Genomic DNA, 24835 nt, shown 5'->3' on the forward strand with positions numbered 1-24835 from the left:
TTTGAAGCAAATTTAGGTACCCAATTTTTTAACATAAAAACACAACATTTGTCAACTTATACGATATACACCATCAACTACCGGCGTCGCAAAAGTTAAAGCGAGATCTTCTTCTGAATAAACCGCCAATTTTTTTTTGATTAAAAAATTGGCGGTTTAAAGGCAATAAAATTTTTTATTATACATATGTGTTAAAAAGTTGCTGAAATGTTTGCCACCGGAATGCTTCACAATTGTTTTGTTTTTTTTGGATGCTATGTAAGAATATTATTAAAAGATAGCGTTGGCTTAATCTACTGTTGGGTTCTTTATATCAAAAATACTGATGGATAAATCCGGAACTGATCAAACGTTGAGCATTATTCAACGAAATTTGATCCCTTCAAAAAAATAACATTTAGCAGTATTTTAAAAAACAATCCCTAATTTGATTACAGGGTTTACAGCCAGGCCTCATAAAATGCCGGTGAGGTTTTGAAGTAAAAACAGGCAATAACCACTAAAGCACATTGTGGTAACAAAGTACGATTCTCGTCGGCACCACATACGCCCAATTCAAAAAACAATCAAAATCTTGCAAATCAAATATTTACAGGCTTTTGATTTTGGTAAAATGTCCATTTTATGCATCTTTTTTCACTGTTCTGGCGAGTTTTAAAGCGTTTTTTGGCCCATTACCGAGTTACTCACCAAAGTGTCATAATTAACTGATAGTGAATCGTGTTCGATTCCCCTACGGGCTACTACAATAAGTTTAAGAGGCTGTATCATAAATCATGATCAGCCTCTTTTTTGTGTGATTTATTCGGGTACCTGATGGAGGCAATTTTCGTACAGGCGATTCTCAGACGGTCATTTTGATTTATGATGCAGCCCCTTACCTGTTTTTTTAGCTAAGATGTTTTTTCTGTCCGGCTTTTTCAGCGACCAAACAACACTCTGTTAATCAGCTATTTGGATTGTTTTTCAAGTATTCTAATCCCTTTTTGGAATTTGTTTCAAATACTCTTTAAATTTCCGGGACTAAATCTTTATCATTTTCATCATCGTCTATTATTATTTCTACTATAAGTTGGGCAATCAGATCTATTAATTCAGCTTCGTTGTTATCAAATTTTGATATTCCTTTTTTTGCAATTCTTTTGGCTGGTCTTTTTTTTCATTTTAGTGATATTAGTTCAAGGTTAAATATAGCCAACCCAACACTAAAAGCCATGAGAATAGCACTTTCCGCCTGTGCATGGATTGCAGAGGAACCCTTTGAAAAAATCGGATTTTTCGCATATAATGGACAGAACTATTACTTGTCCAACAATAAAATTCAGCTGAGCGGACGAATGACTATTGAATGTTCGCTCTGATCAAACCGTCATAGTAACGACGGCTGCTTATAAATACCAAAAGTATGAATGGCTAAACAAGCTTTACCGGAAGTAACACGCAGCCTAACTCTCGATGCAGTTACCGGTTTAAATTTGATTAACCATTTATAGCCTATAGACTGCTTGCTGGTTGCTTCGGGAATAGGAATCCAATCTTTTCCATTAGATGAATAATCTACAGACCAGCCGGTTGTGCGATGGCCCAATTCGATAACCTCCTGAAGCATCAACACGTCAAACGTTTTCTTTTTGCCCAGGTTAAAGGTTATAGTATCTGTAACGGCCTTATCATTGGTTGCATAGTACGTGCTTTCGTTATTGTCAACCATATTAGCCGGCTTGTATATGCCGCCGCGAGGATGTTGCGATTTTATAACAGCACCGGCTGCCAGGTTTTTTTTAAATGTGCTCCTGATCAGGTAGTTCAGGCTATCGGCCCTTACCGAATCGATAGAAGAAACCAGGCCCCGTTTATCGGGCGGAAAGTTTAACAACAGCACACTATTGTGGCCTACCGAATTGAAGTAGAGGTCCCATAGCGTGGCTACACTTTTAACATGGGCATCTTCTTCCTGGTGATAAAACCAGCTTGGGCGGATGGATACATCTACTTCGGCCGGCACATAAGCGCTGCCATCAACTTCGCCGTGGTTTAATTGGGTAATGTGGGCGGCTTCCTCGCGGATAGAAACCGGGTTAATGGTTGACCAGCACGGATCGCCGGATAGTCCCGATTCATTGCCCATCCAGCGGCAATCGGCATAGCGGTAGGAGTTCTTTGTTCCGAAAACAACACAGTTAGGCTGTAATTTGCGCACGGTATCTGCCCAGCGATCATAAAACGACGTGGTAATCTGGTCGGCACCGGCACCATCCCACCATATTTCCCAAATGGCCCCGTAATTTCTTAGTAATTCCGATAGCTGGCCCGCATAATAATCGCTGTAATCAGGTGTACCATACCTGGAATCATGCCTGTCATGCGGTCCCAGGTAAATTGCTGCTTTTATTCCCGAGGCTTTACACGCATCTGTAAATTCTCTTACAACATCGCCTTTACCATTTTTCCAGGGACTGTTTTTTACCGAATAATTGGTATGCGCGGTTGGCCAGTTACAAAAACCATCGGCATGTTTGGCAACCAAAATCGCTGTTGTAATCCCGGCGCTTTTAAGCACACTTGTCCACTGGTTACAATCCAATGCTGTAGGATTGAACAGTTGGGGGCTTGCTGTGCCATCGCCTTCATTAACGTTGGCAAACGTATTCATCCCGAAATGAAAGAAAGCTATAATTTCGCGATGGTACCATTCAATTTGCCTGGCGTTGGGTACCGGGCCAACGGGAGTTGGTGCCGTTTGCGCATTAACCGCTAATGGCATTAAAACCCAGACTATAGCAATTAAGCTGAGCTGCTTTTTTATTTGAGTGACTAATTGTTTAAAATTCATGTTATTAGTTAAAAATCCATTTGAATAAATAATGTTAATAATGTAATTGTATCGCCCGTTTAAAGCCAGCTTTGCTATCTTCCTTATATCAGGACACTGCCTTTTGCAAAAATTCGTAATGCCTTTCAAAATAAACTTTGATCCTGATATCATTCGCCTCAACAAATTCTGTATATCCAATCGGGCTTTGTTTATTATTGACCAATAAAAAACTCCAATTAAATTATTTCATAACCACAACCTTACCCGAAGCAAATAAGGTTGTGGTTAAAAACTGATGTTTCTTTAATAAGTTAAGCTCTGTTACTACCATCCAGAGTTTTGCTTCAGGTTAGGGTTCAGGGTTAACTCCTGTATAGGTAAAGGATTTAAGTATAATTTATCGTTCCACGTACGGGTAATACCCGGGTAAACTTTAATATAATTATTACCGTCAACAACAATATTGCTTACCTGGTCCGCGGGATACTGGGCCCTGAGTGCAGGCGTAAGTTTCATACCCAGAGCTGTTTCGGAGTTATTGATGAGCGTACCGGCATGCCAGCGGTGCATATCATCAAAGCGAAATCCTTCTGATCCCAGTTCAATCCTTCTTTCTCTCCTGATCTCGTCAATGAGTACCGGTAATGCTGGAAAGTCTGATTTTGGATCTTTAACAAGGCTGGCAATGATCATGTGGGGCATGCCTACCCTGTCGCGCAATTTGTTAATGGTATTATCCAATACTGTTTGCGTACAAAGGCCCAGTTCTGCCTTAGCCTCTGCTTCTATCAGCAACGTTTCGGCATACCTGAAAATAAATACATCAAATGTAGATTGTCCTGCATTCCAGGCGGCAAGGCTTGACGAACGCCCCTTTATTGGCTGATAACCGGTAGAAGTAACTGACGTACCGATACGGGGTAACGTGATAATATCCCCGTTTAAAAAGTCGAACCCTCTTGTCGCAATTTGTTGTTTATAACGGGGGTCGCGGTTGGTTGCTTCATCATCGGGCGTATTATCACCCTTATAAAGCGAACTAAGCGAGGTTGGTTTGCCATCGGTACATAAAAACGACCGGGCAAAATCCTTGGAATACCCGTCACCGGCCTCGCCAAGCTGCCTGTCGAAATTATTGGTTAATACTGTTGTCAGATAACGCATAGGCATAATGGCTTCAGGGTTACCTTGTAGTTCATCCTGTATAAACAGGTTGTAATAATCGCTTTGGGGGTTCCCCGTACTGTAAATATCAAACTGCCCCGAAGCCATGATCTGTTCTGCTGCATCGGTAGCCTGCTGCAGGTAAATCGTTTCGTCGCCTACGCCAAAATATTTACGGTAAGTTCCTTCCCACAAACATATCCTTGCCTTTAGCGCAAGCGCCATATACTTATTAAGGCGGCCATCGGGGGCATCTACGGGCAAGTGGGCGACAGCGAAGTTAATATCCTTGAGTACCGAATCCATCACCTGCTTATGCGGCATACGCGTTCCGTATAAAACACTTTTAGATGTGTCAACAATATATTTATTAACGTAAGGTACATCGCCAAATGTTTTTACTTTGCCCCAAAAATCATTGGCCCTGAAAAATAGCGTTTCGCCTACATAAATGTTTTTGATATCATCGCTTATAGTCGCTTTTGAATAGTTGGCCAGGAAAAAATTACAGGTACGGATAAAGCCAAAATTCCATCCGCCGCCTGTTGTAGGCACTGTTGATGTGCCTGCAAGGTAGGAGTTGATAGAGGCATTTGCCTTATCATCAGAATCGTCATCGGCATTCACAAAGTTTTGAACAGGTAACGTTGAGTAATACTGATTGCAATAGATCTGCAAATCGGTTTCATTTTTAAAGAAGTTTTGCGGACTGATGTCGCTCAACGGATAGCGGTTAAGAAAACTATCTTTTTTGCATGATGCCAATATTAGCGCAGCAAAAAATGTCATGAATATAATATGCTTATTTTTCATCTTATTTAACGATTTAAATTAGTTTATAAAGTGGCCTGCAGGCCAAACGATACCGATTTATTGATGGGATATGTGCCAAAATTGCCGCCATTACTCACAATTTCAGGGTCGTAACCTTTAAACATGGATGTTATGGTAAAAAGGTTGGCGCCGGTAACATATACCCTCACCTTATGCAGGCTTAGTTTATTAATAAGCTGTGCCGGAAGCGAATAACCCAGGGTTATTTGTTTTACGCGACAGTAAGCAGCATTTTGCAAATACATGGTTTGGGTTTGCTGGTTTCCTGAACCATTAAACCTCGGACGCGAAAAATAGGCATTTGGGTTTTGTGGCGTCCAGTAGTCTGTTGCGTACCCATAGGGGATATTCCACTCGTTACCTTTAAATCCGTAAAAAACGTAGTCGTTAGGTACAAAATCGCCTTTTAAGATCCCCTGGAAAAAAGCAGCGAAATCAAAACTTTTGTATGCCAGGTTTAAATTAACCCCAAACCGGTAGCGTGGGGTAGTATTACCTATAATTTTTTGATCGCCCGGGTTTGTTACCGTATTGCTGCCGTAGCTAATCTTTCCATCGTTATTCAGGTCGGCATATTTAATATCCCCGGCAAGCCAGGTGTACCCGGCGAGTGCGCTGTTATCAACTTTTGCTGCATCGGCATCGGTTTTGTAAAAGCCATCGCTTACAAAGCCCCAGATACTGCCAAGTTTCTGGCCCGGATAATAATCGCCTATGCTTAATGTTGGGTTAAGGTCGTACCTGGTTATGGTGCTCCTGGAATCAGACAGGCCAAGGCTAACGCTGTAAAACAGCTGCTTATCAAACATGCGGTCTTTCCAGCTCACACTCAACTCCCAGCCTTTTGTCCCCAGGTCGGCGGCATTTCTTAAAGGCGCACCCGTACCTAAAACTGCCGGCAATTGTTGCCCGGCAACCAGCATGTTTTTAGTATCGGTAATAAAGTAGTCAAAACTGCCGCTTAGCCGGCTGTTTAACAAAGCATAATCTAAACCTATATTTTTTGTCTGCACTTTTTCCCAGGTAAGGGTAGTGCTGATAAGGCCCGGCGCACCAACAGTAACACCCGGCAGGTTATTGAATAAATAGTTAACCGTACCTGTGCTTTGCGTAGCTATATAAGGATACTGCGCCGATGAAGATACACCGTTTGATGCCTGCTGATTGGGTAACTGGCCATAAGAAACCCTGATCTTTAATTCATCAAGGGTACTTTTAAGCCCCGCCATAAAGCTTTCTTCGGCTATGTTCCAGCCAGCCGATACTGATGGAGAGAAGGCATAGCGGTGATTAGCCGGGAAACGTGATGTGCCATCGTACCTGCCATTTACCTCCAACAGGTACCTTTTATCATATATATAGTTCAACCTGAAAAAAGTGCCGATTAAGGCGGATTGTGTTTCGGCTCCGCCTACCTTAGGTTTTGGATCATTATTAGTGCCAATTGCCGGCAGCGTAGGGTCTATCAGGTTGTGGGCAGTGGCATTGCTTAGTACATAATGAAAATACTCCTGGTTATATCCTGCAAGCGCTTTAAAATAGTTTTTAGTTCCAAAAGTGTTTTCATACGTGGCATAAGCGTTAAAGGCATTGTAATTATCATTATGCCGGTATTCAGATACCCTGGATGGATTGGTATGTGGGAATATATTTAAAAAAGCGCCGTCGACACCGTATTCGTTAAAGGGGATAACCTGTTCCCTGTCAAACGCGGTATAGCTGTTCCAGGTATAATCTGACGTAATGGTAAGGTGCTTAACCGGGTTTAATATAATACGGCCAGTTGTCCAGAAATCGTTTTCGGAGTTGATATCCCGGCCATTCTGCTTTATAACCGCTACAGGATTTGTATAATTACCCTGGCCTGAAAAGTTGCCATCAGGGTTATACACGGGCATTAAAGGGCGCAGGTCGTTCGGGATCCATGCACCGCCCTGATTGGACTGGTTAGTATAGGCGCTTTGATTATTATCAGTATGCGTCATAGACATATTGAAATTAAATGTAAGCCACTTGGTAACATCCGATACAATCTTTAAGCTTGGCGTATACCTTTTATATACCTGGTTGGCTACTTTTTCCAATCCGTTCTGGGTAAAATAACCCATATTGGCCGAGTAGGTTGTTTTCCCCTCGCCACCGGATACCGACAAATAGTGCTGTTGCTGAGGTGCCCAGCCGGGATATAATACCTTGATCCAGTTGGTATTGCCTACATAACGGTAGCGCTGCGGGTTGCCGGGATCCACGTATGCCGAAGGGTTATGGGCAGGATCGTTAAAATAAGCCATGATATTAGTGGAATCCTGGGCGGTAAAAGGATCGTTGGATGTATAACCGCCACTTTTCGCGCCCGATCTTTGGGCGGCGTTAAACATATTCAGGTAATCCTTGGAATTGATATAATCAGGCATTTTGGTTGGCCGAGATGAAGTGTAGGAGCCCGAGTACGTAATTTGTGTAGCGCCTTTTTTGCCGGTTTTGGTGGTAATCAGGATCACACCAAAAGCCGCCCGCCCCCCGTAAATAGCCGCTGAAGCGGCGTCTTTCAATACCGATACACTCGCCACATCATTAGGGTCTATCAGGTTGGGGTCGCGCTGTACCCCATCAACCAATATTAGCGGATTTGGGCTACCGCTTATGGTTGTATACCCTCTTACGCTATAACTGGCCCCGGTGCCAGGCTGTCCGTTGTTAAGGTTAACATTCAAATTAGGGATTAAGCCGTTTAAACCATCTCCAAGGTTTACAATCGGCCTGCTTTCCAGTTTATCGGCACCCACGCTGGCAACTGCCCCGGTTAAATTAACCTTTTTTTGCGTGCCGTATCCTACAACCACCAATTCATTTAATGAGTTGGCAAAAGCGGTCATTCTGACTTCAATATTCGATTGTGAACCAATTACAACCTCCCTGGTTTGAAAGCCTATGAAAGAAATAACGAGCACGTCGCCAGGTTTGGCATCAATTGAAAATTGTCCCTCTGCATTGGTCACAGTACCTTTTTTAGTATCCTTTAATATTACAGATGCTCCGGGTAATGGCGCACCTTTGTCGTCGATAACAGTTCCACTGATCTTTTGAACAGCAATAACCGACTTTGCAGTTTGTAATGGCTCAGTCTCCTTTAAAGCGATGGTCTTTTTGAATATTTTATAACTTACCGGCATACCATTGAGGCACTGGTCGAGAACATCGGCAATGGTCTGCTTTTCTACATTAATATTTAAAGTTTTTGATTTAAGAACATCAAGATTATCGTAGTATACAAAATGATATCCTGTCTGGGTTTCTATTAATGATAAAACCTTGTCTACAGACACATTCTTTTCATGAAGTGTAATTAGCTGACCAAAGCTTTTTGCACTTACTTGTGCAAATGCTATAATCAATATGACAATCGTTAGCTTCATAATTAGAAAAATTTGGTGCATAGTGCGCCATGACGCTTCCGCGCACTTTAAATTAATTTTCATAATTTTGGTTAGTTTGGGTTAAACGTTAGATTTAATTTGGTTACTTCTGATGGTTGGATACCCAGATATTAGCCGGGAAAGTGTTACAGCACTTCCCGGTTTTTATTTATACAGGCCAACCGTGTAATAAGGATATTGCACTATTAGGCTATACATAATCATTAAGGGTATCAGTTTTTAGGTGGTTCTTCGTAGTTCTTTCTCCATAATTAGTTTTTAAGTGAATAATAGGTTGTTTATTAAATCCGTCACAATATCAGATATTCAACAGATTGGCTTTCCCATGAGCCAGTCTTTATCTAATTAGCAACAATGATATTTTTTCCTTCTATCCGGTATTTAATGCCTCCAAATTGTAATATTCCCAACAACTCTGAGATATCCGCTGCGCGTGACATCCTTCCGTTAAGCTTTCTTTTAGGAACGTTTCCTTCGTATTTAATATTTATATCGTACCAGCGTGAAGCATTCATCATAACCTGCTCGATACTCGCATTTTTAAAGACAAACAATCCATTCTTCCATGCAACCGCCGTTTCAGTATCTACGTCTTTAATTATTGACAGTCGGTCATTGTCCGTTAATACAGCTTGTTCTCCAGGTTTTAGTATGCCGGTTGCAGTTTTGCCTTTTATTCTCACTGAACCTTCCAACAGCGTTGTTTTAGTTTCCTGATCATCGTCATATGCCGATACATTAAAATGTGTACCCAATACCTGCACCTCAGATTTGGACGTTTCCACAATAAATGGCATAGCCGGATTATGACTTACTTCAAAATAACCTTGTCCAGTGAGTCGGACTTTACGCTGCTTGCCGGTAAAAACCGTTGGAAATGTGATTGAAGAAGCGGCGTCCAGCCATACCTTGGTACCGTCCGCCAAAATCAATGGATAGGGAGACTGTTCGCCCTTCGCTGTGGATAAGATATTATAACTAACTGTCTCTTCTTTATCAGTGATGTTGTAAGTAATATCATTGTCGCTGGCCTGAATAACTGTCCCGCCCTGTACTGCCAATTGCCCTTTCAAACCTTTAGCCAAAACGATCTTTTGGCCATTGGCCAGCGTTAGCGTTGCCCGATTTTGTCCCGGGGCAATAATTTGTATACGATTTTGTACTAATTGCGCTGATGTATGCTTCTTGTGCAACGCAAAATAACCGCCAAATCCTAATAATACTACAATGGAAGCTGCGGCAGCAATGCGCGGCCATAAAGATGGTTTGCGTTCCATCCGGATATGTGGCAATAAGGCTGCATATATTTCTTTCTCCTTCTGTTCCAGGTCAGGTAAGGCAGGATCAATCTGGGTTGTCTCTTTATGCAGTTCTGCTTCGATCAGCATAAGCAAATCGTTTTCATTGGCGGCATTGTTAAATTGTGCCAATAAAGCTTCGATTTCTGCTGTCGTGCATTCGTTTCGAATAAAGCGTTCCCATAAACCCCGTTGACTTCCATCCATAATTCAAGCGTTTGTTGTGGTAATACGTCAATGGAAAAAAAACCAATGAATCAAAAGGCCAATAATTTTCAACTATATCATAAGAAGCTGATAATCAAAGATAAAAATTCATGAAAAATAAAATATTTTTATTGTACTGAAACCATTAGTAGTTGAGAAATAATCGATTATTGTTACATTAGTAAATTCTTTAGACTATTGGCAGCGTGAAATTATTTGAGGATACGGAACTACAGTACTTGTTGGCACGACTCCACAACAATGACGAACGCGCCTTTAACAAACTATACAGTACCTGTTTCCGCCCAATCTATCGCCGCATCTTTTCCCTGGTTAAAGACGAAGCCATAGCTGATGAGCTCGTTCAAGACCTGTTTCTTAAATTATGGCAAAATAGGGAAGATATCGATCCCCAACAATCTTTTGAAGCCTACCTGTTTACTATTGCACAGCATCTGGTTTATGATCATTTCCGCCGGATCGCCAAAAACAAGAGACTGGTTGCCAGATTACTGCTGAACGCCACAGATTATTACCTGCATTCAGACATCCTGCTGGAAACCAAAGAAAGCCGCGAACTTCTGCAAAAAGCCATTGACCAGTTATCGCCACAGCGTCGCGAGGTTTTCACCCGCTGCAAGATCGAAGGCAAAACCTACGAAGAAACCGGCCTGGAATTGGGTATCTCCGTACCAACCGTCAACAGCCACATGACCCAATCAATGAAGCTCGTGCGAGAATACCTACTTAAAAATCAAGACATCGCTCTTGTCTTCTTATTGTTCTTCTACTCCGTGTCCAGCATAATCCCCGACCCTGACAACTTATTGCATCTACTACACTGATCAACTGGTAGAAACATCAGTAGTCGTTGAACCATTATTTTCAGTTTTCAAAATTGGTTCAACAGCCTCCAAAAACTCAAATAAGTGTTCAAAGAATTTCTCATTTGGGGCTACTAAGCCGCTTTACGAAAGTAGGGCGGCTTTTTTGTTGGGATAAAGATGCGATCTGCCGTCAGAGTCATTGTTCTTTTCTTCCGAGAGCACCGGCTCCAGTATTGGAGAAGGCGAACGGTACAAGAAAAGACGAATCAAAAATAATTCTTGAATGTCATGTCAAAAGTAACGAACATGGGCTTTGAGGCATCATTACCAGTTGGCCGTTACGCAGGATATCCCCTACCCGTTAACCGTCGCTTATGCCGCCGGTTAACTGACCATCATCGACTTACAAGCATACGGTCACCGGCTCTGCGATAAAGAAAATCGATTACGTACACCATTGTTGCCAGGGCAGGTTGTTTACCGGCCTGCATGGCCCTGTCAAAAGCTTTAACCATGTCGCTTAATTCTTTTTTAACTTAAACTTCAGCCATATTAAACGGTAATTTGCGGATGCGCTTGCCTGTCAAATCAAAAATAGCTTCTGTTAATGCTGGTGCAAAAGGCGGTAGTCCCGGCTCGCCAACACCGCCGGCATTGGCATCATTTTCCATAATGTGTACCTCTACCAAAGGCATGTCATTAATTCTTGGCATTAAATAGTTATAAAAGTTTCGTTGTTCTACCAATCCATCTTTGAAGGTGATTTCATGAGTAGTAGCAGCGCCAAGCGCCATAACAATAGCACCTTCTACCTGAGCATGAACAATATCGGGATTTACATACCAGCCGCAGTCTACAACAGCCCATACCTTGTCAATTTTCACTTTTTCACCTTTCTTTTTCGATACCTTAACAATTTGGCCAACGGTGGTTCCAAAGCATTCAGTAATGGCAACCCCAAATCCGTCGCCTTTATTTTTCGCCTTCCAGTCCGAAACCTGTTCCATTTTGTCAATCAGTTTTTGTTCCCGCTCTTCGTTTAAATAGGCTCGTCTAAAATCAAGCGGGTCTTTACCTGCAAGGTGAGCCATTTCGTTCAAAAAACTTTCATAAGCAAAGCCATTGGTTGATGCGTATACTGATCGCCACCAGATATTTGGAATGGGTGTTTCAAACGGCACATCGGCAAAGCTAATGTCTTTTATGCTTTTATAATATGGGGCCAGGAAACCTTCGGTAGTGCTACGGTTAGCTTTATCTTTGGCCCCCCCCTGCCAGTGCGCTGTGTTTTGCCCTGCCATCCGGAACTTTAAAGCGCTTAGTTGCCCGTTGGTTATGGCACCCTGGCAGCGGTACGATACTCCGGCCCTGTATGGGCCTTGTGTCATGTCGTCTTCCCTGGTCCAAACTACCTGCACAGGTGCCCCCGTTTCTTTCGAGATCAGGCAAGCCTCATGAGGATAATCCATGAATGCCTTTCGCCCGAAACCGCCGCCTAAAAAGCTCATATTAACAATCACTTTTTCTTTCGGCAGCTTAAACTGTGCGCACATGTAATCCTGCACCCATTCGGGTGCCTGTATCGGCCCCCATATTTCCAGCTTATCCGGCTGGTAAAAAGCAACACAATTCAGTGGTTCCATGGCGCTGTGCGATTGGTATGGCGTTTCATAAACCAGGTCCAGCTTTTGGGTCGCTGTACTTAATATCGCATCCGGGTCGCCCTGTTTTCTTGCGGATAATCCTTCCTCATTATTGATGAGCTCCTTTTGTTTTTTATAAATATCGGGGGTGTTCATATGCTCAAACCCGCTGTCGTCCCATTCAATGGTTAAAGCTTTGCGGCCCTGTATGGCGGCCCAGGTGCTATCGGCCACCACCGCAACGCCATCCCTGAAAGTTTGAAAAACGCCTGTTTGTATTTTAAATACTTTTTTAACCCCCGGAACTTTTAATGCCGCACTGGCATCAAATGACTGGAGTGTTCCGCGTAAGCGTGGGTTGCGCTCTACCACGGCATATAGCATGCCCGGAAGTTTAAAATCTAACCCGAAAACGGCTGTGCCGTTGGTTTTTAATGGAGTGTCCTGCCTGTGCAGCGGTTTGCCTATCTGTTTGTAATCGGAACGTTTTTTCAGTACAACATCTTTAGGGGCTTCCAGCTTAGATGCTGCCTCAACCAGTTCGCCATAATGAAATTTCTTTCCTGTTGGGCGGTGGATCACGTGCCCGGCTTCGGCATGACATTCCGTTGCCGGTACATTCCATTTAGCGGCTGCTGCCGTTATCAGCATCTCGCGTGCTGATGCACCTAATTTCAATAAATTCTTGTACGAACCACGAATGGTAGAACTGCCACCCGTTACCTGGTTGCCGTATTTTTGACGATCGCCCTGTGCAAAGCGTATGTTTACATCATTTAAATTTACTTCCAGCTCTTCTGCAACAATCTGCGGAACGGATTGGTAAGCACCCTGGCCCATCTCGGCCCGGTGGCTGAAAATGGTAACCTTGCCATTCGTGTCGATATGTATCCAGGCATTCATCTCTATATCCGAAGCCACCGCCGAATCTGCGGCAGCAACCTTAGCTTCTTCGGCGCCCGACGGAAAATACAGGCCAACAAGCAAAGCTGTTCCGGTAAGGCCTGCCGCCCTTAAAAAGTTTCTTCTTGATATGTTACTCACACTCATGGCATTCTGGTTAAGTGGTTAGGCTGTCAATTACTTCTTTGGTGCATATGCCCCGGTGGTAAGCCAGGTTATCCATGCTTTTTTAAATGCCGCGTGGCTCATGGGCGGCAGGGTACGGCCTTCGCCGGGGTTCCAGCCACTTAAAACTAAACCGTCATCAGCATGTGCAATCAGCTTCTGCATATCCTTATGGCCATTTTGTTTTGGATCAACAATCTGTTTGGCCAATTGCCGCGGGCTCCTGCCCTGGAATATCATCTTCATATCTGCCGGGGGCAAATGCCAGTTGGGGTTGCCGGGCGGAGTATGCAATCCCAGAGTGTTTGTTGCCTGGTGGCAGTTGGCGCATTTCATGGCATAAACACCTTTGCCATCAACTCCCCTTTGGGGCGACATGGTATGCAGGTGACTGTCGTCGCCCTGTAAAGGAATATTGCCCGAGGGGTGACAGTTCATACATCGAGCGCTCATCAAAACGCTATAAACCTGCTTAAACGCCTTAACCGATGCCGCACTATCTTTCCTGATGACGATAGGAGCAACGGCTTTTTTTGGGGGTTCGGAGTTTAGCCCGAAAGCCATGATAACTATGGCAGATAACAATACGCCAACTACAGCAAAGGCTTTTGCGACGCTTGTATAACGAGGCTTATTTTTTAATTGTTTCTTCATTTGCTGGCGCTCTCCTTTCTCTGCAATTCTGCAGCTGTATGAATAGCTTTGCGGATACGCTGATAGGTGCCGCATCGGCAAATATTACCGGCCATGGCCGCATCAATATCGGCATCGCTCGGGTTGTTATTTTCGCGCAGCAACACCGCTGCCGACATGATTTGCCCCGAATGGCAGTAACCACATTGCGGCACCTGCTCCTGATTCCAGGCAAGCTGGGCGGGGTGATCATTATTTTTAGAAAGACCTTCAATGGTTACCACGTTTTGACCTTCGGCCCGGCTTACCTTGGTTACACATGACCGAACTGCTTCGCCATTCAGGTGAACAACGCAGGCACCACATTGTGCCACGCCGCAGCCAAATTTTGTACCAGTGAGGCCAATAATATCCCGTATTACCCACAACAGCGGCATATTAGGGTCTGCGTCAATCTGATGGGATGTTCCGTTTACATTAATGTTGATCATAGCATTTATAATTGGTATTAAATATTAAAGCTTCGACTGCTATTTTTAGATATTGCAAAAATATCAAAAAAGCGTCCCGGTATCTCACCCCCGGAACGCCATTACCTTTAGGTAATCAACTAAATCACCAATTTCATGCTGGTGATGCCTTTGGCGCTTTCCGGAAGCACATTAATGTCGTGTCAACGATAAATTGACGGATTGTCTTTAGTCCAAAGTCTTAAGTTCTAAGTCGAAAAAGGAAAAATTCAACTTTAGACTTACGACTTAATGCTATTGACTTAACACTATTATATATAACTTTAATAAGTATTCAATTCAATGAACGGTATTCATGGGGTGTTTGGCCCACCTGTTTTTTAAACAATCGTGTAAAGTGCTGCGGGTATTTAAAACCTAACTCATAAGCAACCTGGTTCACGGTTTTTTCGCCATCGAAAATCTTTTCTTTGGCAAGGTCAATAAGTTTAAATTGGATATACTCCTGCGCGGTTTTGCCGGTTTCTTTCTTCACAAGATCGCCAAAATAATTTGGTGATAAATTTAATTCTTCTGCACAATAGGCAACCGAGGGCAGGCCAACTGTTTGAGGTTTTTCTGAAGAAAAATAACTATTTAATAGCTTTTCGAACTTTTCAATGGTACCCTTATACACGTGGTCGCGGGTGATGAACTGCCTGTCGTAAAAGCGAACGCTGTAATCCAAAAACAATTCAATATTAGATACAATTAACCTCTTGCTGTGTTTATCAATACCCCGTTCCAGTTCGTAGTTTATTTTTGAGAAGCAATCCAGTACGATACTTCGTTCCTTTTCAGATAAATGCAGCGCTTCGTTTGATTGGTAGCTGAAAAAGTTATAGTCCTGAATATGTTTTCCCAACGATGTACCATGAATTAAATCTGCATCAAAAGCCAGTACATGGCCTTTGGGCTGGTAGTACTCGCCATTGCTGTTTACCCCAGCCACTTGTCCCGGCGCCATAAAAACTAATGTACCCTCCTGGTAATCATAGGTATTACGACCATAAACCAGGTCGCCGCATTTAACATCTTTTAAAAATACGATGTAAAAGCCAAAATACATTTGTGAGCCTTGCCGCGGGGCAGCCTTTGACAGGTCGACCACGCTAACCAATGGGTGCCTGGTTTCATTGTTATTAAATGCATTGTATTCGCTAATCGTATTAAAACGCCGCATGCTGTCCATAATCAATTCTTTTAATTCGAATTTACATTATTAATCAGTGCATTAATCATACCAGCGTGCAAATCAGTAATAATGGTAGAAACATCCGTAATCTGTATCCTATCCCCATAAATAAAAGGTTACACTTTTGTATAGCGATCAATACGCGGTAACTGTGTTTTAGCGCCTCGGTGCTTAACAACTGTACACTGGAACACATCAATTAAACCAAATAAATTATGAAAAAAATCCTGTTAGCGCTTACGCTTCTTATTGCCCTTTCGGCGCGCGCTCAACAAACAGCAGGTACAGCAGCGGCGCCAACGGTTCGCACAGCTTCGGGCGTTTTACGCGGTGTAACCGAAGGTGGGGTTTCTATTTTCAAGGGGATTCCCTATGCGGCCGCGCCCGTAGGCGAATTCCGCTGGCGCCCTCCACAGCCATTATCTGCGTGGAAGGGTGAACGTGATGCCACTAAGTTTGGGGCAGACCCGGCGCAAATGGGCTGGCCCCGTAACGGCAGTAAAATTTCAACAACATCTTCTGAAGACTGCCTGTATTTAAACATATGGAAGCCTGCAAACGCTAAGCAAGGCGCTAAACTACCTGTAATGGTTTGGATTTATGGCGGAGCATTTGTATTTGGCAGCGGCGCTCAGCCAGATTATTCAGGCGTACAGTTTGCAAAACAAGGAGTAATATTAATCACCTTTAACTACCGCGTTGGGCGCCTCGGCTTTTTCGCCTTCCCGGCACTTAGTGCCGAACATCCTAACGAACCTAAAGGAAACTATGCGTTTATGGATCAAATAGCAGCTTTGAGATGGGTGCAGCAAAACATTGCGGCATTTGGCGGCGATGCTAAGAACGTTACTATTTTCGGCGAATCTGCCGGGGGCGTTTCTGTACAGTCATTGCTAACCATTCCATCTGCAAAAGGCTTATTTCAAAAGACGATAGTAGAATCAGGCGGCGGTCGCGATGGCGTGCTTACCGGGCGGCCGATTGATAAAGAAAATGCTGACAAATACTATCCTGTTTCGGCCGAAACAATAGGTATAAACTTTGCAAAAAAGCATGGCATTGCTGGTACAGATGCTACAGCATTAGCCAGCCTACGTCGGCTTAGTATAGAGGATGTTGTAGATGGCGGCCAGGAAACTGACGGACAAGGCGGAGCACCTATCTATCCGGGGCCTATACTGGATGGCAGGTTAGTTGTTGAAACCGCGCAAAGCGCATACAACGCAGGCCGGGGAGCAAAAGTGCCGTTGATGATAGGATCCAACAGTGCAGAAGTACCCGCAGGTTTTGTAAACGCTGCTTCAAAAGATGAACTCTTGAGTTTGTTTGGCAGTATGAAGGATGATGCAAAAGCGGCATACGATCCCGACGGCAACACCGATTTAGCAAAAATGCTTACCTTGGTAAATACTGATAAAGTATGGGCCGAGCCCGCCCGTTTTACCGCAAGGGCTTTTGCCGCCAAAGGCGCCCCTGCTTACATCTATTTGTTTTCTTACATATCACCTTCAGCACAGCAGTGGATGAAATACGGGGCCGCGCATGCATCTGAAATTGGGTATGTATTCAATAATTTAACAAGCAGGAACGGGGCCGTAATAGCGGCTAAAGATATGGAGGTGGCCAAAATGATGAACACCTATTGGGCAAACTTTGCCAAAACGGGCGATCCAAATGGAGGTAGCCTGGCCAAATGGCCGGCATATGACCCTCAAAAGAATGAACTGTTAGAGATACAGGCAGATGGATCTGCCGAAGGAAAATCCGATCCCAAGAAAGCGAGATTGGACGTGATTGAAAAAGCCGTTACATCGGGAAATCTTCATTAACCTGCTATCCGTTTTACCAAACCTGTAAAAATGGTAGATGATACCGTAATCTGTATCCCATTCCGGCGAATAAAAGGAACGACCTTTGTATTATAATGTATATGACAATGCAAAAAGTAAAATTAAATAACGGCGTTGAAATGCCAATATTAGGATTTGGCGTTTTCCAGGTGACCGACCTGGCAGAATGTGAAAGAAGTGTGGTGGATGCCATTGAAACCGGCTACCGGTTAATTGATACCGCGCAATCCTATATGAATGAAGAAGCCGTGGGCAAAGCCATTAAGCGCAGCGGCGTGGCCAGGGAAGAGTTGTTTATTACTACCAAACTGTGGATACAATCAAACGGTTATGAAGGCGCTAAAAAGGCTTTTGAAGCATCGTTAAAAAAGCTGCAGCTGGATTACCTTGACCTTTATTTGATTCACCAGCCCTACGGCGATGTATATGGCGAATGGCGCGCCATGGAAGATTTGTACAAAGAAGGCAAGATACGGGCCATAGGCGTAAGCAACTTTCAGTCCGACAGGTTGATTGACCTGATTATCAACAACGAAATTGTGCCGGCTGTTAACCAGGTAGAAACGCACCCGTTTCACCAGCAAATTGATGCGCAGCAATTCATGATCGATAACAACGTGCAGATAGAATCATGGGGCCCTTTTGCCGAAGGCAAGAATGATATGTTTAAAAATGAGCTACTGCAGGCCATTGGCAACAAATACAATAAATCAATTGCCCAGGTAGTACTGCGCTGGCTTACCCAAAGGGGCGTTGTTGCCATTCCTAAATCAGTGCGCAAAGAGCGCATGGCCGAAAACTTAAACAGCCTTGACTTTGAGCTTACAACCGATGAAATGGATAAAATTAAAACATTGGATACCAACGCCAGCAGCTTCTTCGATCACCGCGATCCTAAAATGGTAAAATGGCTGGGCGAGCGAAAATTGAATAACTAAAATTTAAACCTATGAAAATTCAACGTATTGGCTCCAAACCTTCGGCAAAAGGGCCCGCCGAATATTTTACCGGTACTGTACGAATTGATCCATTGAACGAACCACCTGCACCTGCCCGTGTAGCAATGGCGCTGGTAACATTTGAGCCGGGAGCACGTACTGCCTGGCATACGCATCCGTTCGGCCAAACACTTATTGTTACCACAGGAGCTGGCTGGGCGCAGCGCGAGGGCGGCGTCAAAGAAAATATCTTTCCGGGCGATGTGGTTTACTTTGAGCCGAACGAGAAGCATTGGCACGGCGCGACTGCCACCACGGCGATGAGTCATATTGCTGTACAGGAAAAAGAGAATGGTTCACCGGTAGATTGGCTGGAGCAGGTTATTGACGAGGACTACAATGGTTAAACAACTGAACATGAAAAAGCGACAATTGGGAAATAGTGGGTTGGAAGTTTCAGCCCTTGGATTGGGTTGCATGGGACTGAGTTTTGGCTACGGCCCTGCAACAGAAAAACAAGAAGCAATTAAATTAATACGCGCCGCGTTTGAGCGCGGTGTTACTTTTTTTGATACAGCGGAGGCATACGGACCTTTTACTAATGAAGAACTGTTGGGTGAGGCCCTGGAGCCTTTTCGCGGCCAGGTGGTTATTGCCACCAAATTCGGCTTTAAAGACGGCAAACCGCCCCTTGGTTTAGACAGCCGGCCGGAGCGTATCCGTGAGGTTGCAGAAGCCGCGCTAAAACGCCTGAAAACAGACCATATCGACCTGTTTTATCAACATCGGGTTGACCCAAATGTGCCGATAGAAGATGTTGCCGGAACAGTTAAAGATTTGATTGCCGAAGGTAAGGTTAAACACTTTGGTCTATCGGAAGCCGGCGCTGGTTCTATCCGCAAAGCGCATGCAGTACAACCTGTTGCTGCACTGCAAAGTGAATATTCCCTTTGGTGGCGCGAACCTGAGCAGGATATATTACCTGTGCTTGAAGAATTGGGTATTGGTTTTGTGCCTTTTAGCCCGCTGGGTAAAGGTTTTTTAACCGGTGCAATTAACGGGAGCACCACATTTGATAAAAGCGATTACAGGAACACGGTTCCTCGTTTTTCGGAAGAAAACCGAAAGGCGAACCAGGCGTTAGTTGACGTGCTTGGCCATATTGCCGAAGATAAAACCGCAACGTCAGCCCAAATTGCGTTGGCTTGGTTACTTTCGCAAAAGCCCTGGATAGTTCCCATCCCGGGTACCACAAAAATACACCGTTTGGAAGAGAATTTGGGCGCTGCTGATATTCAGCTATCTGCCAACGATCTCCTTGAGATTAGCAATAGCCTGTCGCAAATCGAAGTGCACGGCCATCGTTATTCCGCACAGGGACAGAAAATGGTTAACCGTTAAAATAATTAATATGAAAAAAGTACTGCTCATTACCTGTGCATTATTTGCCGGGCTTATAACGCGGGTAGCAGCGCAAACATCACCCATATTTCCAAAGGGCGAAATTGCGACAGTTAATAATCATACCGGAACAGTTTGGCTTACCGAACTTAACAAGGCCGATAGTATTATTGATATTAATGTAGCTAATGCAACTTTTGCGCCGGGTGCAAAACTCGATTGGCACATCCATCCCGCCGGCCAAATCCTGATGATAACCGAAGGAACAGGTTATTACCAGGAAAAAGGCAAGTCAATACAGGTTGTTCATAAAGGCGATGTTATTAAATGCGCTCCGGGTGTGGCGCACTGGCACGGCGCAGCACCCAATAGTTCGTTTACCTATATCGCGGTAAGTACAAACAGCGCCAAAAATAAAACCGTTTGGCTGCAAAGGGTAACCGAAGCCGAGTACAACAGCGCACATTAATTTTTTTATAAACACATCAAATATTAAAACCAAAATCATGAAAGCAACCATTATCGCACTATTCCTGTGTATTACCGGTGTGCAGCTCTCTCACGCTCAGGCCAAATTGCCCGGTGCGGCATCAACAACCACAACCAAAGATGAACAAGAACTACTTGACCTTTCGAAAACGAAATGGACGTGGATGGCCGATAAAAATGTAGATGCATTAACCGGACTGTTTGCCGAAAATTGTGTATTTGTGCACATGGGCGGAAGCTGGGGTAAAACCCAGGAACTGAATACCATTAAGGGCGGCTTCATCTGGTATAAACAAGCCGAAGTTTACGGGGCATCAGTAAATATTTTTGGTAATACAGCCATCCTGTTAAACGATATCGATTTGCTGGCAGTAGTGGGTGGTAACGAGGTTGTGCATGCGTTTATGGTAACCGAGGTGTACATTAAAGAAAACGGAAAATGGAAAATGGGCTCGCTTACTTTTTCAACGTTGATAAGGCCGGTTAAAATGAAAACTAACATAGCGCAACCGGCACAGCCACAACACTAACTTAACCTGCAATATATATGAACCGTCGTGATCTCCTAAAAACCGGCCTAACAATAGCCGGAGGTACTTTGCTGGCTTCAAAGGCAAGTGCCCGGATATTGACGCAAGCAGATACCAATCAAAACGATTTGACAAACGTCGCTATCGGGGGGCGTCGCAAGCTTGGCGGCAAGCTGGAAGTTTCGAATATTGGTTTGGGGGTGCAAAATATGAGCCGGACCTATCAAACTACAATTCCTTCCCGGCCCGAGATGATCAAAATTATCCGGAAAGCGTTTGACAGCGGTGTCACTTTATTTGATACAGCAGAAGCCTACGGACCTTTTGAATGTGAACGGATACTCGGCGAGGCTACAGCATCGTTCAGAAATAAAATTGTGATCGAAACAAAGTTTGGCTGGAACATCGACCAAAAAACCGGCCAGCGACTGCCGGGTTTGAACAGCCGGCCCGAACATGTCAAGGAAGTGGTTGAAGGAATGCTAAAACGGTTGCGCACTGATCGCATCGATTTATTATACCAACACCGTGTAGATCCGGCTATCCCGATCGAAGATGTTGTTGGTGCAATTAAAGATTTGATTACCCAGGGCAAAGTGCTGCATTACGGCCTTTCCGAACCTGGGCCACAAACCGTACGCCGGGCACATGCCATACATCCGGTTACGGCCATTCAAAACGAATATTCGCTGTTATGGCGCGGACCGGAAGAATTAATTATTCCGCTTTGCCAGGAATTGGGCATCGGCTTTGTTTGCTGGAGCCCGCTTGGAGTGGGTTTTTTGACCGGTGCTATCGATGAAAATACTGGTTTTGCACCTGGCGACATTCGGGGAATGGAAACCAGGTTTTCCCGTGAGAACTTGCCCAGCAATATGGCACTTGTTAAACTGCTGCAAAATTGGGCCGTACGCAAGCAGGCTACCCCCGGCCAGGTATCGCTGGCATGGCTTTTGGAACAGCAGCCCTGGATAGTGCCTATTCCTGGAACCACCCAGATGGCGCATATGCTGGAAAACATTGGCGCAAATGATGTGAAATTTACGGCAGATGAGTTAAAACAGTTCAACCAGGAGGCATCAGCCATTGCTATTAAGGGTTTACGCTTGCCGCAATTTGTTTTGAACCTCTCAAATGTTGAAGCACCGGTAAAACAGTAAAAAAACTTATGCCTATGGAAAAAGTGAAGCTCATTTGTATAATGGCAACCATTGCTTTCGGTAGCATTGCGGGATGTTCAAAGGCTCAAAAAGCTACTGGTAACCCAACCGGTAAAGCACCTGTCAGCGTTACCGATGGTTATAAAAAAATACTCATCGTGTATTTGTCGCGCACCAATAATACCAGGGCCATTGCTCAAATCATTCAGCGGCAAGCCGGCGGAAAACTTGTTGCTTTGGAATTGGTTAATCCTTATCCCGAAAACTACCAGGCCATCGTTGCCCAGGTGGTTCGGGAAAACGAATCGGGGTTTTTACCTCCGCTTAAAACCAGGATAGATAGCATAGCCACCTATGACCTGGTGTTTGTTGGCTTCCCAACCTGGGGCATGCAACTGCCGCCGCCGATGAAAAGCTTTTTAAAACAATATGATTTGAGCGGCAAAACCGTCGTGCCTTTCAATACCAATGCCGGTTATGGTATCGGCAGTACGTTTGAAACCGTTAAAGGCCTTTGTCCCAACAGCACTGTGCTGGATGGTTTTACCATTAAGGGAGGAATAGAGCGGGATGGTATATTATTCGTGATGCAAGGTGCAAAAGAGAAACAAGCCCAGGCAGAAATTCAAACATGGTTAAAAAAGCTAAACATCATTAAGTAATATGAGCAGCACTTTTAAACTAACCGTTTATGTATGCCTGGCATTGGCCGTAAGCGCAAGTTCAATTGCTTATGGCCAGCAAAAAGATCCAGGCGGGCAACCTTTATCGTTAAAACAAGAGGCGATTATCCCTATCTCAGCATATGCCGCTAAAGGAGACCAGGTTAATTTGAGGAGCGCTTTAGGAAAAGGTTTGGAGGCAGGCCTGACAATCAATGAGATCAAAGAGATTTTGGTGCAGTTATATGCTTATGCAGGTTTCCCAAGAAGTTTAAATGCGATCAATACCTTCCAAACCGTGGTCAATGAAAGGAAACTAAAAGGAAAAATTGATATAGAGGGCAGGGAACCGTCAAAAATAGATTACGGCGATCCAAAGTATAAATTCGGAAAAGGTGTCCAGGCGAAGCTGACGGGCAGGTCCGCCAATTCCACCCAAGATTTTGTTCCGGTTATCGATACCTTTTTAAAGGAACACCTGTTCGCTGATATTTTTGGCAGAGATAATCTCAATTATCAAAGTCGCGAGATCGCTACCATTTCTATTTTAGCTGTCATTGGTAGCGTCGAAGGACAGCTTCGCAGCCATTTAAGTGTAGGACAGAACACGGGTTTAACAGAAAGGCAGTTAAGGGGAATTGCCGCTAAATTATCAGCAGACATTGACCGGAATGCAGGTAGTTCTGCATCGGAAATTTTAAACGGCATGTATGGTTCCACAGGAAGCGCCGTTACGCCCGCTTCAGAGCAGGCGATAGTTTCTGAGCCCACATTTTCAAAGGGGGACAAAGTCTCGGGTAATAATTTCACCGGGGATGTTTGGGTAAACATGCTCACCAGCGTAGGCACCTCTACCAGCACTTCGGTGGGTAACGTTACCTTTGCTCCCAAAGCGAGGTCAAACTGGCATCTTCATCCTTCGGGGCAAATACTGCTGATTACAGATGGTGTTGGTTATTACCAGGAAAAGAGCCAGCCCATTCGTTTAATACATAAAGGGGATATTATTAAATGCCCCGCTAATGTCGCTCATTGGCACGGCGCCTCTCCGGATAGGTCCTTGTCACACATCGCCTTGAGTCCAGATAGCGGCAAGGGGGCAGTAGTTTGGTTGGAAAAAGTTACAGATGAGGAATATAATAAGCTGAACAAGTAGTCTTAACAAACTGTGCGATAGGATATTTCGGGAGTTTTGACAAAGTTATTTAGCCTCCTACGTCTAATGGTTTGTATAAGATGATGATATTCATCCCGGGCTAATTTACTTTTGTGCTGCTACTTTTATTTCCCCATACTTTCCTGCATGAAAATCCCGGTAAGCAGTTGTTATTTCTGATTGCGAATTCATTACAAACGGACCTTCTGCTACCACAGCTTCTGTATATTCTTCACCGCCAAATAACAGGACATCGATGGTTGTTAAAGAATTGTTTTTTATTTCAATTTCGCCGGCCGCTTTGTCGAACTCAATAAATTCACCTGCCTGAAACTCAGTATCGTTTAGCATCGCATTTTGCATGGGTAAAAAGGCTGCAACTTCTGTTTCACTTTCCATTGTTAGTGAAAACTGTGCTCCTGCTTTTAATTGAATATGATACAAAAACTGCCTGGAATAATTAGGAATCTTCGAACTCAATTCCTGATAGTTGCCAACAATTACTTTTATCCAGCCATCATGATCAGGTAATGCTTTTTTGGGGGACTTCATTGGCTTGTAAAGCGATATGAGCAGGCTTTTCGGCTTTATTTTTTGCAGGTAAATTTATCCAAAATTGAAAACCCTGGATAAATTTGCTCTCTGTTTGGGAGTCGTAATTTAAATTTTCATCGTGAATTATTCCATTACCTGCTTTCATCCACTGTGCGCCTCCCGAACGAATTATCGCCTCATTTCCGGCACTGTCAAAATGCTCTACTTCGCCCTGAAGAATGTAAGTTAATGTTGCAATGCCCCGGTGTGGGTGGGCTCCCATACCATTCTGGGTTATGGTTTCTTTAACAACCGGGCGAACATAATCGAGAAATACAAAGGGACCCACCTTGTTAGCGTATTGATTAGGCAACATTCGTTGGATTGATAGCGGACCTACTGTAGCATTATTCCCTTTTGTTGAGAAACTCGTTTTCTTTTTCATCAGAATATAATTTGTTTTTTATTGGCACTCAAGAAGGCTT

Annotated in this window: 20 protein-coding genes; 10 read left to right on the top strand and 10 right to left on the bottom strand. The window is 44.0% G+C overall.

The annotated features are described in order from the left end of the window. Positions 1–1369 precede the first annotated feature (1369 nt). The 4 genes from PQ469_RS27120 to PQ469_RS27135 form a co-directional block, all read right to left on the bottom strand. Complete coding sequence (locus PQ469_RS27120) at positions 1370–2833, bottom strand: alpha-L-fucosidase (RefSeq protein ID WP_274210472.1); 1464 nt, start codon at positions 2831–2833, stop codon at positions 1370–1372. Positions 2834–3139: 306 nt separating this feature from the next. Continuing rightward, positions 3140–4792 carry a RagB/SusD family nutrient uptake outer membrane protein gene (locus PQ469_RS27125; protein WP_274210473.1) on the bottom strand — a complete coding sequence of 551 codons (1653 nt, stop codon included), beginning with the start codon at positions 4790–4792 and terminating at the stop codon, positions 3140–3142. A gap of 23 nt (positions 4793–4815) precedes the next feature. After that, positions 4816–8229, bottom strand: a complete 3414-nt coding sequence (locus PQ469_RS27130) for a SusC/RagA family TonB-linked outer membrane protein (RefSeq protein ID WP_274210474.1) — start codon at positions 8227–8229, stop codon at positions 4816–4818. A gap of 362 nt (positions 8230–8591) precedes the next feature. Continuing rightward, on the bottom strand, positions 8592–9755 hold the full coding sequence (locus tag PQ469_RS27135) for a FecR family protein (RefSeq protein ID WP_274210475.1): 1164 nt from the start codon (positions 9753–9755) through the stop codon (positions 8592–8594). 206 nt (positions 9756–9961) lie between these two features. On the opposite strand from PQ469_RS27135, the gene PQ469_RS27140 reads away from it, so the two are divergent. Further along, positions 9962–10600: an RNA polymerase sigma factor gene (locus PQ469_RS27140; protein ID WP_274210476.1), complete on the top strand. Its 639-nt coding sequence runs from the start codon at positions 9962–9964 to the stop codon at positions 10598–10600. Positions 10601–11118: 518 nt separating this feature from the next. Here PQ469_RS27140 and PQ469_RS27145 read toward each other — a convergent pair. The 4 genes from PQ469_RS27145 to PQ469_RS27160 form a co-directional block, all read right to left on the bottom strand. Then, complete coding sequence (locus PQ469_RS27145; RefSeq protein ID WP_274210477.1) at positions 11119–13275, bottom strand: molybdopterin cofactor-binding domain-containing protein; 2157 nt, start codon at positions 13273–13275, stop codon at positions 11119–11121. Between the two features lie 30 nt (positions 13276–13305). Then, positions 13306–13947 (bottom strand): hypothetical protein, encoded by a 642-nt coding sequence (locus tag PQ469_RS27150; RefSeq protein WP_274210478.1) that lies wholly within the window; start codon positions 13945–13947, stop codon positions 13306–13308. Beyond that, positions 13944–14417, bottom strand: coding sequence for a (2Fe-2S)-binding protein (locus tag PQ469_RS27155; RefSeq protein ID WP_274210479.1), 474 nt, complete (start codon positions 14415–14417; stop codon positions 13944–13946). The genes PQ469_RS27150 and PQ469_RS27155 overlap by 4 nt, the downstream gene beginning before the upstream one ends. A gap of 313 nt (positions 14418–14730) precedes the next feature. Next, entirely contained in the window at positions 14731–15627 is an 897-nt protein-coding gene (locus PQ469_RS27160) for a helix-turn-helix domain-containing protein (protein WP_274210480.1), read from the bottom strand. 218 nt (positions 15628–15845) lie between these two features. On the opposite strand from PQ469_RS27160, the gene PQ469_RS27165 reads away from it, so the two are divergent. From PQ469_RS27165 to PQ469_RS27205, 9 genes are all read left to right on the top strand, one after another. After that, positions 15846–17459 (top strand): carboxylesterase/lipase family protein, encoded by a 1614-nt coding sequence (locus tag PQ469_RS27165; protein WP_274210481.1) that lies wholly within the window; start codon positions 15846–15848, stop codon positions 17457–17459. Between the two features lie 107 nt (positions 17460–17566). Further along, positions 17567–18418, top strand: coding sequence for an aldo/keto reductase (locus PQ469_RS27170; RefSeq protein ID WP_274210482.1), 852 nt, complete (start codon positions 17567–17569; stop codon positions 18416–18418). A gap of 11 nt (positions 18419–18429) precedes the next feature. Continuing rightward, positions 18430–18825, top strand: a complete 396-nt coding sequence (locus PQ469_RS27175; RefSeq protein ID WP_274210483.1) for a (R)-mandelonitrile lyase — start codon at positions 18430–18432, stop codon at positions 18823–18825. A 10-nt stretch (positions 18826–18835) separates the two neighbouring features. Next, positions 18836–19819: an aldo/keto reductase gene (locus PQ469_RS27180; protein WP_274210484.1), complete on the top strand. Its 984-nt coding sequence runs from the start codon at positions 18836–18838 to the stop codon at positions 19817–19819. 10 nt (positions 19820–19829) lie between these two features. After that, positions 19830–20288 (top strand): cupin domain-containing protein, encoded by a 459-nt coding sequence (locus tag PQ469_RS27185; protein WP_274210485.1) that lies wholly within the window; start codon positions 19830–19832, stop codon positions 20286–20288. Between the two features lie 37 nt (positions 20289–20325). Continuing rightward, positions 20326–20838: a nuclear transport factor 2 family protein gene (locus PQ469_RS27190; RefSeq protein ID WP_274210486.1), complete on the top strand. Its 513-nt coding sequence runs from the start codon at positions 20326–20328 to the stop codon at positions 20836–20838. A 17-nt stretch (positions 20839–20855) separates the two neighbouring features. Beyond that, a complete protein-coding gene (locus PQ469_RS27195; RefSeq protein ID WP_274210487.1) occupies positions 20856–21998 on the top strand; it encodes an aldo/keto reductase in 1143 nt (380 codons plus the stop codon). A gap of 14 nt (positions 21999–22012) precedes the next feature. Further along, the gene (locus PQ469_RS27200) at positions 22013–22660 is read left to right on the top strand and encodes a flavodoxin (RefSeq protein ID WP_255369749.1); all 648 of its coding nucleotides are present in this window, start codon (positions 22013–22015) and stop codon (positions 22658–22660) included. Position 22661: 1 nt separating this feature from the next. After that, the gene (locus PQ469_RS27205) at positions 22662–23816 is read left to right on the top strand and encodes a carboxymuconolactone decarboxylase family protein (RefSeq protein WP_274210488.1); all 1155 of its coding nucleotides are present in this window, start codon (positions 22662–22664) and stop codon (positions 23814–23816) included. A 105-nt stretch (positions 23817–23921) separates the two neighbouring features. Here PQ469_RS27205 and PQ469_RS27210 read toward each other — a convergent pair whose 3' ends face one another. Then, the gene (locus PQ469_RS27210; RefSeq protein ID WP_274210489.1) at positions 23922–24368 is read right to left on the bottom strand and encodes a pirin-like C-terminal cupin domain-containing protein; all 447 of its coding nucleotides are present in this window, start codon (positions 24366–24368) and stop codon (positions 23922–23924) included. Beyond that, positions 24340–24795: a pirin family protein gene (locus PQ469_RS27215; RefSeq protein ID WP_274210490.1), complete on the bottom strand. Its 456-nt coding sequence runs from the start codon at positions 24793–24795 to the stop codon at positions 24340–24342. Before PQ469_RS27215 ends, PQ469_RS27210 begins: the two co-directional genes overlap by 29 nt. Positions 24796–24835: the final 40 nt, after the last annotated feature.

This window comes from Mucilaginibacter sp. KACC 22773 (assembly GCF_028736215.1).
In the GTDB taxonomy this organism is placed as follows: domain Bacteria; phylum Bacteroidota; class Bacteroidia; order Sphingobacteriales; family Sphingobacteriaceae; genus Mucilaginibacter.